A 15,735-nucleotide genomic window follows, 5' to 3' on the forward strand; every position below is an offset into this window, starting at 1 on the left:
ACGGAAAGCAGCAAATTCGCTGACCACGGGCTGATGATCTCGATGTCCTACTGATCGTCGCTGCTCAAAGCCGTCGCAGGGGGAACCGGACCCTCCGGTGCCCGGCGCGGTGTCCTGGGGAACCGGTCCGGTCCACTACCGCCGAACGGGTGACGGGCTCGTCGAGCGCGGCTCCCGGGCGGTGTTGAGCAGACGTCAGATCGAGTCCTGATCGGAACACGCGGCCTTCCCCCGGAGCGCCGGTGGCGGGGGCACGATGCCGGTCCGGTAGGCGGGGCGTGGGACGCGTGGGACACACGCTGCGCCCGGTCCTGGGCGGCATGGCTCAGGGAGGGCGCGGCACGGCGGTCGCCGGGTCGTGAGTCGACGAGTGTGCCAGCGGGGCGTGCCGGATGCGCTGAGGCGACCAGGGGGCTTGCGGCTGGTCTACGAGGCGCAGCCGTACGTGCGGGGACCACCGGCCGCGGCGTACCGCGTCTACGAAACGGGGCGCGGCCGAGACGGGGCATCGCAGCGGGCGTCTCCCGGGCGTGGAGCCTTCGCTGGGAGGCATGCTCGCGGGCGCGCGGCAGTAGCCGGCCAGGGGAGCCGCTCTCGGGCGTGGCGGCCTGACCGGAGGGAGCAGCGCTCGCTGGTGCTAGGGCAGTGCGGGTGCCGCGGCCGTGGGCCAGCTCATCCGGATCACTCCGCCGCTTTCGCCGGAGGTCACCTCGACGTCGTCGACCAGGCCGCTGATGACCGCGAGGCCCATCTCGTCCTCGCCTTCGGCATCGCTCTCGCCGGAGCCGTCGTAGTCGGCGCCGTCCCCGCCCGCTCCGGCCGCGCCGGAACCGCCGGGCACGCCGTCGCCCACCTCGATCGAGAACTTCTTCTCGTCCTCGATCAGCAAGACCCACACGGGATCGCCGATGTCGTTGCTGGAGTGCAGCCCCACAGCCCGGCTGCACGCCTCACCGACGGCGAGGCGCACCTCGTCGAGCACGGCCTCGTCCACACCGGCACGCCTCGCCACGGCAGCCGCGACCAGACGAGCGGTCCGGACGTGCTCGGGAAGGGCGCTGAAGCGTAGTTCGACGGTGGCCATGCCATCCCCCTCGATATGCGGGCGTGCAACGCAGGGGGCCGGACCGCTACGTCCGGAACCCCCCACTACTTCCATCCCCGCGCCGAGTGGCGCGGGGTACCGCGAAGTCGTCAGTCAGTGGCTGCGACGGCTTCGTCGACCGAGGTGTGAATCGGGAACACCTTGGTCAGACCGGTAATACGGAAGATCTTGAGAATGCGCTCCTGGTTGCAGACCAGGCGCAGCGAGCCCTCATGGGCACGCACACGCTTCAGCCCACCGACCAGAACGCCGAGCCCAGTGGAGTCGAGGAAGTCGACACGTTCCATGTCCACCACGAGGTGGTAGCTTCCGTCGTTCACAAGCTCGACCAGCTGCTCACGCAGCTTGGGCGCGGTGTATACATCAATCTCGCCACCGACCTCGACGACCGTACGGTCGCCAACGGTCCGGGTCGACAGGGACAGGTCCACGGATCCTCCAGCACCTTGCTATCGAGCGGTCGCCCCCCTGGGGCCTCCCCACCATGGTGGGGGCGGATCGGCAGCCGCGATGGCATTCAATCACTTACCAGCAGGCGCGCACGACGCCTTGTGAGCATTGTCCGTCACTCCGGTGACACACTCGGTGCCGATGGCCTCCAATCAACGCCCGCCGGACGCGGGCACGAGACCCACCCCGGGCATGATTCTCGACCGTCTCGCCCGGGGAGCGACCCGCGCTGAACGCATCACTCATACGGAGCACTTGCCCCCGCGCATCGGCAGCCATGCCGACTGGCCCGAACAGATCCGGCCGGAAGTGATCGCCGCCATTCATTCGGCCGGAATCGAGCGTCCCTGGGCTCACCAGGCACGGACATCCGAACACGCGCTGCGCGGCGAGTCGGTCGTCGTCGCCACCGGCACCGCATCGGGCAAGTCCCTCGCCTATCTCGCGCCGGTCCTCTCGACGCTTCTGGACGGCTCCGAGGCGCCGAACGGGCGCGGCGCCACCGCCCTGTACCTCGCCCCCACCAAGGCGCTGGCCGCCGACCAGCGGCGCGCCGTCCGGGAGATCGCAGCCCCGCTCGGCTCCGCCATCCGGCCCGCGGTCTACGACGGCGACACTCCCGTCGAGGAACGCGAATGGGTCCGCCAGTACGGCAACTACGTGCTGACCAACCCCGACATGCTGCACCGCGGCATCCTTCCGGCCCACCACCGCTGGTCGTCCTTCCTGCGGGCGCTGCGCTACGTCGTCATCGACGAATGCCATTCCTACCGCGGCGTCTTCGGCTCCCACGTCGCGCAGATCATCCGCCGCCTCCGCCGAATCTGTGCCCGCTACGGCTCCGACCCGGTCTTCCTGCTCGCCTCCGCCACCGCCGCGAAACCGGCCGAGGCGGCCACCCGGCTCACCGGCCTGCCCGTGGTGGAGATCACGGAGGACACTTCGCCACGCGGCGAGCTTGTCTTCGCGCTGTGGGAGCCTCCGCTGACCGAACTGCACGGCGAACAGGGCGCGCCCGTCCGACGTACCGCCACCGCGGAGACCGCGGACCTGCTCACCGACCTCGCCGTCCAGGGCGTGCGCACCGTCGCCTTCGTACGCTCCCGGCGCGGTGCGGAACTGATCGCCCTGATCGCCCAGGAACGGCTCGGGGAAGTGGACCGCTCGCTGCCGGCCCGGGTCGCCGCCTACCGCGGCGGCTACCTGCCCGAGGAGCGACGCGCCCTCGAACGCGCGCTGCACAACGGCGATCTCCTCGGCCTGGCCGCCACCACCGCACTCGAACTGGGCGTGGACGTCTCCGGCCTCGACGCCGTGGTCATCGCCGGCTACCCCGGAACCCGCGCCTCGCTGTGGCAGCAGGCCGGACGGGCGGGCCGCTCCGGGCAGGGAGCTCTCGCCATCCTGGTGGCCCGTGACGATCCGCTGGACACCTTTCTCGTTCACCACCCCGAGGCGCTCTTCGACCAGCCCGTCGAATCCACCGTCCTGGACCCGGACAACCCCTATGTGCTCGCGCCCCACCTGTGCGCCGCCGCAGCGGAAATCCCGCTCACCGAAGCCGACTTCCCGCTCTTCGGGCCCGCGGCAGCCGGTCTGATGCCGCAGTTGCAGGCCGCCGGCCTGCTGCGCCGGCGCGCCACGGCCTGGCACTGGACCCGCCGCGAGCGGGCCGCCGACCTCGCCGACATCCGCGGCCAGGGCGGTTCGCCGGTGCAGATCGTCGAGGCCGGTACGGGGCGGCTGCTGGGCACCGTGGACGCCGGCGCGGCGCACACCACCGTCCACGACGGCGCCGTCCACCTCCACCAGGGCCGTACGTACGTCGTCAAACACCTCGACCTGGAGGACGACGTCGCCCTCGTCGAGGAGGCCAATCCCCCTTACTCGACGACCGCCCGCGACACCACCGCCATCTCCATCCTCGAAACCGACACCGAGATCCCCTGGGGTGACGCCCGGCTGTGCTTCGGCTCCGTCGAAGTCACCAACCAGGTCGTCTCCTTCCTTCGCCGCAAACTGATCACCGGCGAGGTCCTGGGCGAGACCAAGCTGGACCTGCCCCCGCGCACGCTGCGCACCAGGGCGGTGTGGTGGACGGTCACCGAGGATCAGCTCGATGCAGCCCGGGTCAACCCCGAGCAACTGGGCGGCGCCCTGCATGCCGCCGAGCACGCCTCCATCGGCATGCTGCCCCTCTTCGCCACCTGTGATCGCTGGGACATCGGCGGCGTCTCCATCCCTCTGCACCCGGACACTCTCCTTCCGACCGTCTTCGTCTACGACGGCCACCCGGGCGGCGCCGGCTTCGCCGAACGCGCCTTCCACACGGCCGCCGACTGGCTGACCGCCACCCGCCAGGCCATCGCCTCCTGTGAATGCGAAGCCGGGTGCCCCTCCTGCATCCAGTCCCCCAAGTGCGGTAACGGCAACGACCCCCTCCACAAGCGAGGGGCGATCCGCCTCCTGGGCGAACTGCTCCGAGGGGCGCCGGCGGAGGCGCCAGAGGAGCAGGACGACGCGGAGGAGCGGAAGGAGCCGACGGAGCCGAACCAGCCTGGGGATGCGGGGGCAGGGGAGGGGCCCGAGGAGCCGCGGGCGTAGGGGGCGGTGGAGGCGGTCTGGGCGGGCTGAGGCCTGTGGGACGGACTGGGGCCGGCTGGGTGGGCTCGGGCGGACCAGCTGCGTCATGGCGGTCCCGTAGCGTGCCTGCGCCCTCGACGCGGCGACTCGAAGGCGTCCGGGGCGCCGTACACGCCTACGGCCCACCCGATGGGCCCGGACCGGGCCGGGCCGGGCCACCGCCTCACCAGGACGCCGGCCCGCCTCCTCAGGGGAGCCCCTCTGCCCCGGGGCGGGGCGACGGAGCGAGAGGCGGCCCCGCTCGGGCCCGAACCCGGGACGTGAACGGGGAGCTGCCCGCCTCGGCCGATACGTCGGCGGTCGCGGCGACCACGGAGCAGCGAACGAGGCGAGTGTGCTGGGCCGCCGCCACCCGACGAGCCGCCGCGCAGGCCACCGCCCGCCCCTCCACGGCACGCCCCGCTGCCGCCAACGCCGCCAGGTCCGCCGCGCCGCCGGCCCGGTGCCGTGCCGTGACGGCCTGTCCCAGCCCGATCAGCGCCGTGAAGACAGCACACAGCGCCGCCGCGGCGAAGACCGTCCACACGGTCGCCGAGCCTTCATCGCCCCACCGTCTCCTCTGCAAGAGCCACCGCCTCCCCCTGCACCTTCACCGCGAGACGTCCCATCCCCGGCAAGTCCGCCACGACCCGTACGCGCACCAGGTCGCCCTCCCGCGCCAAGCCGATCCTTGCTCCCCGTGGGGCCGCGTCGCGTGCCGCCTTGAGCACGGCCACCCGCGCCTCGGAACGCGCAGCCGCTCTCGCCCCGGCCCGTGCCGCGTCGACACACTCGATGCGAGCGCAGACGGCCATCAGGCCCCAGATGAGAGCCCCCGCCACAGCCACCAGCACCGGCATCACCAGGGCCGTCTCCGCCGTCACGAATCCGGCGTCACGACGCGCTCGCCCGACGACACCGCCGACGCTTCGCGCGGGCCTCTCCCTCCAAGCCGTGGCGCCGTCCGCCCGGATCCCCGCGCGCCTGGCCCTACGTCGCCATACGCCGACCAGCTGTCTCCAACTCCCGCCCGTGGAAGCAGCTCTCCGCATCCCTCGGGGCGCCACTGCTCTGCTGACCAAAGCCGCGCGTCGTACGGAGGCATCATCTGCATCGGCCGTGCCCCCGTCGTCCGAGGCTCTGGCCCCAGCTCCGGCCCCGGCACTGGTGTCGCCTGCCCGGCCGACGTCCGGGGGCCGGGATCCACCGTCAACGAAAGCCCCACGTGCCCCTGGCAGCACATGTGCCATGAGCCGCGCAGGCAGCCCAACCATCCACGCAGGCCCTACAGCACCGCACTCCCCCTCGCCTTGCCCGCTCTCGCCGCGCGACTGGTGCGATCCAGCCGCCGCCCTGCCGTCAGACGCCGTGCCGTCAGAACTGGACATCGACTGCCCTCTGGATCACAGATCGCAGCATCCCTTGCACCGCTTCGCTCGTCACGACCTTGTAGAGCACCGCCGCGAACGCGCATGCCGCGAGGGTCCCCACGGCGTACTCCGCAGTGGCCATCCCCCGGTCCTTCCCTGCCGCACGCAACTCCGCTCGCCATCGTCGAAACATCGCCAACCCCCTTGAACCCAGCTTCACCAACAGATCAGTTACGCCCCAAGAGCCCGCCGGCAAGGCCGATGAGCACCGGTGCCACCCCGAGCGTCAGAAACGCCGGGAGGAAACACGCCGAGAGCGGCAAAGTGACCAGCACACCGGCCCGCCGCGCTCGCTGTGCCGCCGCCCTGCCCCGCTCCGCACGGAGCTCCGCGGCAATACGCGACACCGCCTCGACGGCCGGCACCCCGGATATCCCGGCGCGCTCCATGGAGCGCGCCAAAGCCTCCGCCCCAGGGAGATCTGCCAACCGTCCCCACACGGTGGCCGGTTCGCCGCCCAACCTCAGCTCCGCCGCCACATGGCGCAGCCGCGCGGCAACCGGCCCGTCGAGCGAGCGCCCCACCGCCTCGGCTGACTCCCGCGGCCCTGCGCCCGCGGCGAGACATGCGGCCAGGAGATCTCCGACCGGCGCCAGATCCGCTTCCACGCGGGCTTTCGCCAACCGGGCACTGTCTCCGACTCGTTGACGCACGATCCAGGCGTGAGCCCCAAAGCCGACGGCGAGGCCCATCAACAAACCGGGCGCCCCATCCACCAGAATGACCACGAACCCGCACGCTCCCAGCGGCCCCACCCACTCCTGCAGTCCCCGGCCCCGACGACCGATGCCCCCAGCTCCACTACGTTCCGCGTCCGGTCGCTCCGCATCCCGATATGCGGCTCGTGCGATCCGGTGCCACAGCCTCCGGGTGCCGCCGTTCCGGCCGTCGTCGCACCGACTCCGGCTCCCACACAAGACAACCGACGCCCTCTTGCGCAGGGCCCGGCGCGACCACACTCCACGTGCCACGGCAATCGCGCACAGCACGCCTCCGATGGCCGCAATCACCATCCCCAGCCTGTGGACAACTTCACTCACGGCCTCCACCTCGCCTTCGCCTCTCCCCGCAGCCGATCGCTACCGGCGTCGGTGTCCATGCGCGTCTCGGCGGCACGCGGTATCGGTGGCATCGCATCGGCGACGATGCGTGCCGTCCATGCCACGCCGCCCCACTCCAGGAGTCCGCCGATCACCAGGCAGCCCCAGCCGACCGGCGTGTGCAGCAGCACCCGCAACGGGTCCGCGCCGAGTGCGGTGCCCATCAGGAGCCCACAGACCGGCAACAGCGCGAGCATCAAGGCCGTCGCCCGCGGGCCCGCCAACTGAGCTCGTAGCTCCTCGCGTTGATCGCGCTGCGACCGGAGCCCGTCCGCGATGCGTTCCAGTCCTGCAGCCAGTCCGGCGCCGCCCTCCACCGCGACCCGCCAACACGCCGCAACGCCCGTCAGCCCATCTGCTCCCGGCAGCCGCGCAGCGTCTCGCAACGCCTGCGCAACATCACCGCCGTAACGCGCCGCCGCCAGAACAGACGAGCCTGCTGCGCGCAGGGAGGGAGTCCGCACCGCCAGGAGGGCCTGAGCCGGCTGGCGCCCCGCCCGCAGCTCGCCGGCCACCGTCGCGCACAGGCTGATCACCTCGGTCGCCCGACGGTCTCTTGCACGCTCCCCGTCCCGAGCGGTCAACCAGCGGCGGACGAGCAACGCCGCCACCACCGAGGCCACGGCGGGCAGTGCCGACCTGCCAAGCACCCCGAGGCCGAGTCCCGCCGGAAGGCACCACGCCTCCCCGCCCACGGTCACCCGCCGCACCAGTCGTAGCCGCCGCGCCGAGCCCGCCCCCTCCACCAGGCGCCCCGCAAGCCACCTCCGCACCGCATCACCCGACGCGACCCCCCAGACCCGCCCCCCGTCTGTCTCCCACACCCCGGGCACCGCATCTCTTGCGCCACCCGCCTCGCCCGTCACCCCGTGCAAGTAGCCGGCGAACAGGACCCGAGCCCGCCGTCGCGTGTCGTCCCGGCCACCACAGGCCAACCAGCCCGCGGCTCCCCCACAGATGACTACCACCCCTGACGACACCGAGAGCCCCATGCTCGACGCCACAGATCCGAATGCCACGCACCTCACCCCCTTCACCCTCACTCGACATTCCTCGCCACTCGCCCCTCGCCGCGCCTGGCGCCCACGCCCCCGGTCCAGCAGCGAGAGACCCGTCCACCGCAGGCTCAGAGCTCGCCGCCGCCCCTCTCGCACAGCCGCATCAACCGCCCCCATCCGCAGGCCTCTTGGAAGCCGTCCGAGGCCCATTCCGCCGCGGGCACGGTCACCACGAAGCCGTCCCGATCCCGCTCCAGGACATGCACCTGGGCGATGCGCCGCCGGCCGTGCCGGTCGCGTACGAGGTGGAGTACGACCGAGAGGGCGGCCGCGAGCTGACTGTGAAGTGCGGCGCGATCCAGCCCCGCGGTCGAGCCGAGCGCCTCCAGGCGGGCGGGGACATCACAGGCGGCGTTGGCGTGCACGGTGCCGCAGCCGCCCTCGTGGCCCGTGTTGAGTGCCGCGAGGAGGTCGGTGACCTCGGCGCCGCGTACCTCGCCCACCACCAGCCTGTCCGGTCGCATGCGCAGCGCCTGCCGGACGAGGTCCCGTAGTGTCACGCGGCCGGCGCCCTCCTGATTCGCCGGCCGTGTCTCCAGCCGTACGACGTGGGGATGGTCCGGCCGCAATTCCGCCGAGTCCTCCGCCAGCACGATCCGTTCGGCCGGACTCACCAGCCCCAGCAGGGTGCTCAGCAGCGTGGTCTTTCCCGAGCCCGTGCCCCCGCTGATCAGGAACGACAGCCTGGCCCCCAGGATCGCTGTGAGCAGCCGTTCCCCGCCGGGCGGTACCGTGCCGGCCGCGACCAGTTCAGCGAGGCCGAACGCGCGTGGCCTGAGCACCCGTAGGGACAGACAGGTGCCCGCGACCGCGACCGGTGGGAGTACGGCGTGCAACCGCGTGCCGTCCGGCAGTCTGGCGTCCACCCACGGCCGGGCGTCGTCCAGTCGCCGGCCGGCCACCGCCGCGAGCCGTTGGGCGAGCCTGCGCACCTCCGCCGCGTCGCGAAAGCGGATGTCCGTGCGCTCCAGGCCGCCGCCCCGGTCCACCCACACCTCGTCCGGTGCCGTGACGAGTACGTCCGTCACGTCCGGCGCGGCCAGCAGCGGTTCCAGCGGTCCGCTGCCCACCATCTCGGATCGCAACGCGGCCACCACGCTCAGGACCTCGGCGTCCCCAAGGAGCCGCCCTTCCTCCCGCAGCGCCACCGCCACCCGGGCGGGTGTGGCATCCGCCCCGGCCTCGGCCAGCCGGGTGCGCACGATGTCCAGCAATTCTCGGCTCATGGCCGGCCCCCGCCCCAGGCCACGGCGGTCGTCCCTCCGCCGGGCGGCAGCAGCCACCACCAACGCGCCGAGCGACCCGTCTCCGGCTCCTGCCTCCCCCCTGGCCCCGGCTCTGCGGTCCGCGGCCACGCAGCCGTCCCCTGCCTCGTGCCGGCCCACCACCCGGCGACGCAGCGAAAGCCGTCCCGCCACCACCACTGCGGACTCCACTCGAAGCCGCGACCACGAATGCCGTAGGTCCGGCCCGAACACCCGGCCACACACACAGAGGCCGTCCCGGCGGCGACACTCCCGATCCGCGGTCCGGCCCCCGCCGCCCCGACCCGGCTCCCGCGAACAGGCGCGTCGAGAGCCGCCGTAGCCCTCCACCACCGCGTCACACCCAGCCCATTTCCTTGCCTCACCTCGGCACACCTCCCCGTACGTCGCCGAACCCCGCCCCGCCCAGAGCCGCCTGTTTCGAAGGCGACTGCGGCCCATCGCCTCTGGCCAGCGCCCTGCTCCAGAAGCCCGAGCAGAACCGCGCCAGAGGCCCGCGGACGTTCGCTCCCGGGGGCACGCCACGCGCCAGCCCGTCCAACAAACCCGCCTCCCATGCCACTTCGCCTGCGAGCGGCAGCTCCAGCAGACGGGCGGTTTCCTCCGGTTCAAGACCCATGTGCAGCCCCTGGCCGCCGCACGCCACCACCCGCAGGTCCCTCAGCTGCCGTTGCGCGCCTGCCGTCACCCGCCGGGCCGCCGCGACGGCTCGTAACTCCATGGGGACGAGCAGCAGCCCGACATCGATCTGGGCGAGAGCCTCCGCCGCCGCTTCGTCCACCCGGCGGGGCAGGTCCACCACCACAACTCCGCCGCGGCGGCGGGCCGCCGCCATGACCGCCCGTATGGCCGGGGGAGGAATCGTGACCTCGGCTCCGCGGTCCCAACTGAGCACCCGCAAGGAGTGCAGTCGCGGGAGCGACTCCTCCAGGGCCCCGCAGGCCACCCGGCCACGCGATTCGCAGAAGGCCGGCCAGCGCAGGCCCTTCTCCTTCTCGCCGCCCAGCAGGACATCGAGCCCGCCGCCGAGCGGATCGCCGTCCACGAGCACGGTGCGCCGGCCGGAGCGAGCGGCGGTGACAGCCAGAGCACAGGCCAGGGAACTCGCACCGGCCCCACCACGGCCGCCGATCACTCCGACCGTCACGGCCGGATCGCCGATGTCCTCGACCGCGTCGGCGATCCGGTCCACCAGCCAGCCCTCACCATCCGGGAGGGTCAGGACGCGTTCCGCGCCGATGGCGACGGCCAGCCGCCAGACAGCTGAGTCGTCCGGGTCCCGGCCGACGAGGAGTACCCCCGGCCGCTTGCCGGTGCCCCGCAGTCGGGGCGCGCAGTCGTCGCCGACGATGACCAGCGGTGCTTCTTCCCAGTCACCTTTCCGCTCGGGCGGGCCGTGGACCGCCTCGGGCAGCGCACCGGCCGCCGCGCACAGCCGCAGGAGATCGTCGAGGAGTTGTTCGTCCTCGGTGATGAGGAGCGGACCCTTCCGCTCTTCGCCGCCGCGAACCGATTGATCGGACGCCAAGGTTCCGGACACGCTCTGTTCCCCTATCGCTACACAAATCGCATCCCCGCGAAGTCCCGCGGGGTTTTTACGGTGCAGCGATCGGGAAAATCCCGCGGATCTTGACCCAAATCTGTGGACAACTCCGCGCCTGTGAATAACTCCGTCACCTATTCGGTGGGAACGGTACTTTCGGCCGCAGCAGGTCTTCCGCAGAGCAGCGAAATGACTACGATGAGTAACGAAGGGGGGTCGGCGTCAACGCCGGCGCCACAAGGCGAAGAGGAGGAGGCGGAGCCGTGCTCGAACGCTCAAAATGCGTCCGGACATGCGACGACCCCCGCCGGGGGGGAGAGCGGGGGTCGTCCCCACGGCCGACTCGGGGGGGGAGGAGCCGGACCGGGTTAGCACGGTCGCGAACGATCCGTGACTTCCATGGTGTACCCGAGGGCCTTCTCAGGCAAACCCACGCGCCACACCTTACGCCGAATGGTGGGCGCCTATGCTCGCCCCGTGGAAAACCACTCCGTGCCTCACTCGACTCCCCGTACTGCCGCGTTCTTCGACTTGGACAAGACCGTCATTGCAAAGTCGAGCACGCTGACCTTCAGCAAGTCGTTCTACCAAGGCGGTCTGATCAATCGGCGGGCCGCTCTGCGCACCGCATACACGCAGTTCGTGTTCCTCGCGGGCGGCGCCGATCACAGCCAGATGGAGCGTATGCGCGAGTATCTGTCCACCCTCTGCCGTGGATGGGATGTCGCGCAGGTCAAGGAAATCGTCGCCGAGACCCTGCATGATCTGATCGACCCGATCATTTACGACGAGGCCGCCGCCCTGATTGAGGAACACCACACCGCCGGCCGCGATGTCGTGATCGTCTCCACTTCCGGCGCAGAAGTCGTCGAGCCGATCGGCGAACTCCTCGGCGCGGACAGGGTGGTGGCCACGCGCATGGTCGTCGGCGAGGACGGCCGCTTCACAGGGGAGGTCGAGTACTACGCCTACGGCCCGACCAAAGCCCAGGCCGTCCGTGAGCTCGCCGCATCCGAGGGCTACGACCTGGATCGCTGCTACGCGTACAGCGACTCCGCGACGGACGTCCCGATGCTCGAGTCGGTCGGCCATCCCTACGCGGTCAACCCGGACCGGGCACTGCGCCGCGAGGCGGTCGCCCGAGGCTGGCCGGTTCTCTCCTTCACCCGCCCGGTTCCGCTCAAGCAACGCCTTCCCTCGCTGTCGATGCCCTCGCGGCCGGTACTCGCCGCTGCCGCGCTGACCGCGGCCGCTGCCACGGCGGGCTTGGTCTGGTACTCGGCCAGACGACGCACACGGCACGGGAAAGCCTGGCCCGAATTCACCGCATTTGACGCTCAGGGCAAAGATCTGCGACGCAGGGTTCCACTTCCCCCACATCAGTAGTACAAAGGAATTAACGGCCCGCGAGACCAAGGACATCCGAGAGGACTACCTTTAACGCATCAAGGCCCCACGGACCGATGCATGAATGCAGGGCACCCACGCGACGCCGACCCGTCGATTACGGGCCAGCCGCACCAGGTAACCAGACGAAGATTCCGACCTGATCGGCAAAATCCGAGCACGCACTGGTAACCCGGCGGACATGCCAGCGGCGGTACCCACCAGCAACGGGTACCGCCGCAACCCTGTTCAGGGCCTCGAATGCAGACCGGGCTGCACACCCGGAGGGTCTCCGCGCCAAGTGGCCCGCCGCGACGGGCCTGCGCTGACCTGCTACTACTCCCTCACCTAGGCAGCGCCGCGCTGCAGCGCCTCGCAGACAGCGGTGCTCTCCCGGGAACCCAGCTCGACCGCGCGCCCGCAGTGCGCGATCCACGCCGCGACGCCTTCCGGGGTGCCCGAGGCGTATCCCTCCAGGGCAGCGGCGTAGGCCGCCCGCCCCTGCTCGGCGTGTCCGACCTCCGCCGGGCAGATCGACTTGGGGTCCAGCCCGCTGCCGACCAGCACGATCCGTTCCGCGGCCCGCGCGACCAGCCCGTTGTGCGAGCCGAAAGGCCGAAGCGCCAGGAGCTCGCCGTGCACCACCGCGGCCGTCACCAGAGCAGGGGCTTCGCTGCCCGCCAGCAGCAGCCGCGCCAGACCGTCCAACCGGCCGGCGACCTCGTCGGCCCCCGGCAGCGTCAGCTCCACCAGTTGCTCCTCCACCACGGGCTCACCGGCCAGCCGCGGCCGCCCCACGGCGTCGTCAGCCGCGCCGCCCCCGGCGGCCACCAAATGGAGTCGCGCCAGCACCCGCAGCGGCGACTGCCGCCACACGCTCAGCAGCTGTCCCGCCTCGGCGGTCAGCCGCAGTGCCGCGCCGACGGTCCGCGGCTCGCCGTCGACACCGAAGTCGGTGCGCCGCCTGACCTCTTCGAGCTCCCAGTCCGCCCCGGAGAGCGCGGCCGAAGCACGCGCTCCGCGCAGCGCGGCCTCCGAGGTGACCTCGGTGCTGCGGCGCCGCATGATCCGGTGCCCGTAGACCCGGTCGACGCCCTTGCGCACGGAGTCCACGGCGTCCGCGACGCCCGGGAGTGACACGAGGGTGGCGAGCGGATCGTCGCTCGCGGTCGGGGGTTCGGGGGTCGTCCCCCGAGGGTTCGCTGCCATGGGGACGACCCTACGCACCGCGGGGCCACACCCCTCGAAGGAGTGGTCTTCTTCACGCAGACCTCTCACTCAAAGCGATACTACGATTACCCTTGGTGAACATGAAGATCGCTTTCGTAGGCAAGGGCGGCAGCGGCAAGACCACCCTGTCCTCCCTGTTCATCCGTCATCTCGCCGCGGCCGGCCACCCGGTCATCGCGGTGGACGCCGACATCAACCAGCACCTGGGCCCGGCACTCGGCCTTGACGAGGCAGAGGCCGCCGCGCTCCCCGCGATGGGTGCCCACCTCCCGTTGATCAAGGACTACTTGCGCGGGGGCAACCCCCGGATCGCCTCCGCCGAGACGATGATCAAGACCACCCCGCCGGGCGAGGGCTCGCGGCTGCTGCGCGTATGCGAGGACAATCCCGTCTTCGACGCCTGCGCCAGGACCGTGCGGCTCGATGAGACCTCGGTTCGCCTGATGGCGACCGGCCCGTTCACCGAATCGGATCTCGGTGTGGCCTGCTACCACTCCAAGGTGGGGGCGGTCGAGCTCTGCCTGAACCACCTCGTGGACGGTCGCGAGGAGTACGTCGTCGTGGACATGACCGCGGGCTCGGACTCCTTCGCCTCCGGGATGTTCACCCGCTTCGACATGACCTTCCTGGTCGCCGAGCCGACGCGTAAGGGCATCGCCGTCTACCGCCAGTACAAGGAGTACGCCAGGGACTTCGGCGTACCCCTGAAGGTGGTCGGAAACAAGATCCAGGGCGCCGACGACCTGGCCTATCTGCACTCCGAGGTGGGCGACGACCTGCTGGTGACCGTCGGCCACTCCGACTGGGTGCGGGCGATGGAGAAGGGCCGGCCGGCCCACTTCACACAGCTGGAGGAGCACAACCGGCAGGCCCTCGGGAAGCTCCACGCCACGGCCGACGGGGCGTACGCGCACCGCGACTGGGAGCGCTACACGCGGCAGATGGTCCACTTCCACCTGAAGAACGCGGAGAGCTGGGGCAACGCGAAGACGGGGGCCGACCTGGCAGCCCAGGTCGACCCCGCGTTCGTGCTCTCCGAAGGTGCGGCTACTCCTCAGCCTGCCTGACCTCCGCGTGGGCCGGCTCCGCCGGCACGGCCGACCGCGCGGGCAGCGACGGACCCGCGGGCCGGGACGGCGCCGAAGAGGAGGGCGAGTCGGTCAGGTACCCCGACCAGCCTCCCTTCGGGGCCTGGCCCACGGGCAGGGCGCGCAGCTTGTCGAGCACATCCGGGTCCTGCGCGTCCAGCCAGTCCGTCAGCTGTTTGAAGCTGACACACCGGACGCCCTTTCGGGGGCAGACCGTCTTGATGGTGTCCTCGACGGCCTTCATGTAGGTCCCGCCGTTCCAGGACTCGAAGTGGTTGCCGATGAAGAGCGGCGCCCGGTTGCCCTTGTAGGCGCGCTCGAAGGCACTCAGCAGGCCTTCCCGCATCTGGTTCCCCCACGCGGCGTGCATGGCCGGGTCGCCCTTGGTGGTCCCGGACTGGTTCGCCAGGAAGTTGTAGTCCATGGACAGGGTCTCGAAGTTGCGGCCCGGAACGGGGATCTGCTGGAGCGGGAAGTCCCAGACGCTGTCGATCTGCTGGGGCCAGATCTGCCGGCCGCCCACCGAGCTGGCGTCGTAGCGGAAGCCCATCTCCTTCGCGGCGGGAATGAGATTGCGCTGGCCTTCCAGACACGGCGCCCGCCCACCGACCAGCTCCTTGGAGTAGTCGAACGGCAGCGGCTCCTCCCCCTTGAGCTGCGCGTTGGTCTTCCAGGTCTTCACGAACATCTCGGCCTGCTCGATCTCGCTCTTCCACTCCTCCGACGACCAGGTGCCCACGCCGCCGTTGGAGCCGCAGAAGTGGCCGTTGAAGTGGGTGCCGATCTCATGGCCCTCCAGCCAGGCGCCGCGCATCTGCGCCACGGTGGCCTTGATCCCGCTGACGTCGTTGAAGCCGATGTCCGAGGCGCCGGCGCTGTGCTTGGGCGGGTTGTACAGCCCCTTGGAGTCGCCGGGGAGCATGTAGACGCCGCTGAGGAAGAAGGTCATGGTCGCGTCGTACTTCTTGCCGACGTCGCGGAAGTGGGAGAACAGCTTCTGGCCGTCCTCGCCGGCGCCGTCCCAGGAGAACACCACGAACTGCGGCGGCTTCTTCCCGCGCTTGAGTCGCTTGGCCTTGGGCTGGTTCGGCTGCGCGCCAGTGTAGGCCGTGGAGCCGTCCCCGATGAGCTTGAGCGTCTGCCCCTTGAGCGCCGCGCGCCCCTTCTCCGTGTTCGGCGGCGAACCGCTCTGCAACGAGGCGGAGCAGCCGGCGACGGCAGCCAGTGCCACCGCCGCCGCGAGCCCCACCGTGACTTTTGATGCGGCTGCCATCAGCCACCTCATTCCTGGCGCTGCGTGCACCTTCCGAGGGATAAATCGGAAAAACTGCCCACAAGATCGCATACGCCAAGACGAGGGATTAAAACGACAAGCCCTTAGTCATTACATTCACCCGATAGACGGAACGACTGGCTCGTATGCCCGAAAAGACCCCTCCGAGGCTTTACGTGGCATTA

Annotated in this window: 14 protein-coding genes; 3 read left to right on the top strand and 11 right to left on the bottom strand. The window is 70.9% G+C overall.

Features of this window, described 5'->3' with window-relative positions; genetic code table 11:
• Nucleotides 1-637 precede the first annotated feature (637 nt).
• Both ACGFZW_RS30725 and bldG read right to left on the bottom strand, forming a co-directional pair.
• Nucleotides 638-1,084, bottom strand: coding sequence for an ATP-binding protein (locus ACGFZW_RS30725; RefSeq protein WP_393896531.1), 447 nt, complete (start codon nt 1,082-1,084; stop codon nt 638-640).
• 110 nt (nt 1,085-1,194) lie between these two features.
• Nucleotides 1,195-1,536: an anti-sigma factor antagonist BldG gene (bldG, locus tag ACGFZW_RS30730; RefSeq protein WP_004571875.1), complete on the bottom strand. Its 342-nt coding sequence runs from the start codon at nt 1,534-1,536 to the stop codon at nt 1,195-1,197.
• Nucleotides 1,537-1,696: 160 nt separating this feature from the next.
• On the opposite strand from bldG, the gene ACGFZW_RS30735 reads away from it, so the two are divergent.
• A complete protein-coding gene (locus ACGFZW_RS30735) occupies nt 1,697-4,159 on the top strand; it encodes a DEAD/DEAH box helicase (RefSeq protein ID WP_393896532.1) in 2,463 nt (820 codons plus the stop codon).
• 226 nt (nt 4,160-4,385) lie between these two features.
• On the opposite strand, the gene ACGFZW_RS30740 is transcribed toward ACGFZW_RS30735, so the two are convergent.
• The 7 genes from ACGFZW_RS30740 to ssd form a co-directional block, all read right to left on the bottom strand.
• Nucleotides 4,386-4,724, bottom strand: a complete 339-nt coding sequence (locus ACGFZW_RS30740) for an Rv3654c family TadE-like protein (protein ID WP_393896577.1) — start codon at nt 4,722-4,724, stop codon at nt 4,386-4,388.
• 13 nt (nt 4,725-4,737) lie between these two features.
• Complete coding sequence (locus ACGFZW_RS30745) at nt 4,738-5,061, bottom strand: TadE family type IV pilus minor pilin (protein ID WP_393896533.1); 324 nt, start codon at nt 5,059-5,061, stop codon at nt 4,738-4,740.
• Between the two features lie 490 nt (nt 5,062-5,551).
• A complete protein-coding gene (locus ACGFZW_RS30750; protein ID WP_393896534.1) occupies nt 5,552-5,740 on the bottom strand; it encodes a DUF4244 domain-containing protein in 189 nt (62 codons plus the stop codon).
• 34 nt (nt 5,741-5,774) lie between these two features.
• Nucleotides 5,775-6,335 carry a type II secretion system F family protein gene (locus tag ACGFZW_RS30755; RefSeq protein ID WP_393896535.1) on the bottom strand — a complete coding sequence of 187 codons (561 nt, stop codon included), beginning with the start codon at nt 6,333-6,335 and terminating at the stop codon, nt 5,775-5,777.
• A 308-nt stretch (nt 6,336-6,643) separates the two neighbouring features.
• The gene (locus tag ACGFZW_RS30760; protein WP_393896536.1) at nt 6,644-7,480 is read right to left on the bottom strand and encodes a type II secretion system F family protein; all 837 of its coding nucleotides are present in this window, start codon (nt 7,478-7,480) and stop codon (nt 6,644-6,646) included.
• A 353-nt stretch (nt 7,481-7,833) separates the two neighbouring features.
• Nucleotides 7,834-8,991, bottom strand: a complete 1,158-nt coding sequence (locus ACGFZW_RS30765; RefSeq protein WP_393896537.1) for a TadA family conjugal transfer-associated ATPase — start codon at nt 8,989-8,991, stop codon at nt 7,834-7,836.
• Nucleotides 8,992-9,391: 400 nt separating this feature from the next.
• On the bottom strand, nt 9,392-10,570 hold the full coding sequence (gene ssd, locus ACGFZW_RS30770) for a septum site-determining protein Ssd (protein ID WP_393896538.1): 1,179 nt from the start codon (nt 10,568-10,570) through the stop codon (nt 9,392-9,394).
• Nucleotides 10,571-11,026: 456 nt separating this feature from the next.
• On the opposite strand from ssd, the gene ACGFZW_RS30775 reads away from it, so the two are divergent.
• Complete coding sequence (locus ACGFZW_RS30775) at nt 11,027-11,959, top strand: HAD family hydrolase (protein WP_393896539.1); 933 nt, start codon at nt 11,027-11,029, stop codon at nt 11,957-11,959.
• Between the two features lie 348 nt (nt 11,960-12,307).
• Here ACGFZW_RS30775 and ACGFZW_RS30780 read toward each other — a convergent pair whose 3' ends face one another.
• Nucleotides 12,308-13,168: an oxidoreductase gene (locus ACGFZW_RS30780; RefSeq protein ID WP_393896540.1), complete on the bottom strand. Its 861-nt coding sequence runs from the start codon at nt 13,166-13,168 to the stop codon at nt 12,308-12,310.
• Nucleotides 13,169-13,269: 101 nt separating this feature from the next.
• Here ACGFZW_RS30780 and ACGFZW_RS30785 point away from each other — a divergent pair, with 101 nt between their 5' ends.
• Nucleotides 13,270-14,256 carry an ATP-binding protein gene (locus ACGFZW_RS30785; protein WP_393896541.1) on the top strand — a complete coding sequence of 329 codons (987 nt, stop codon included), beginning with the start codon at nt 13,270-13,272 and terminating at the stop codon, nt 14,254-14,256.
• On the opposite strand, the gene ACGFZW_RS30790 is transcribed toward ACGFZW_RS30785, so the two are convergent.
• Nucleotides 14,237-15,550 carry a hypothetical protein gene (locus tag ACGFZW_RS30790; RefSeq protein WP_393896542.1) on the bottom strand — a complete coding sequence of 438 codons (1,314 nt, stop codon included), beginning with the start codon at nt 15,548-15,550 and terminating at the stop codon, nt 14,237-14,239. The genes ACGFZW_RS30785 and ACGFZW_RS30790 overlap by 20 nt on opposite strands.
• Between the last annotated feature and the right edge of the window lie 185 nt (nt 15,551-15,735).

The organism is Streptomyces sp. NPDC048248, assembly GCF_043201875.1.
Taxonomy (GTDB): domain Bacteria; phylum Actinomycetota; class Actinomycetes; order Streptomycetales; family Streptomycetaceae; genus Streptomyces.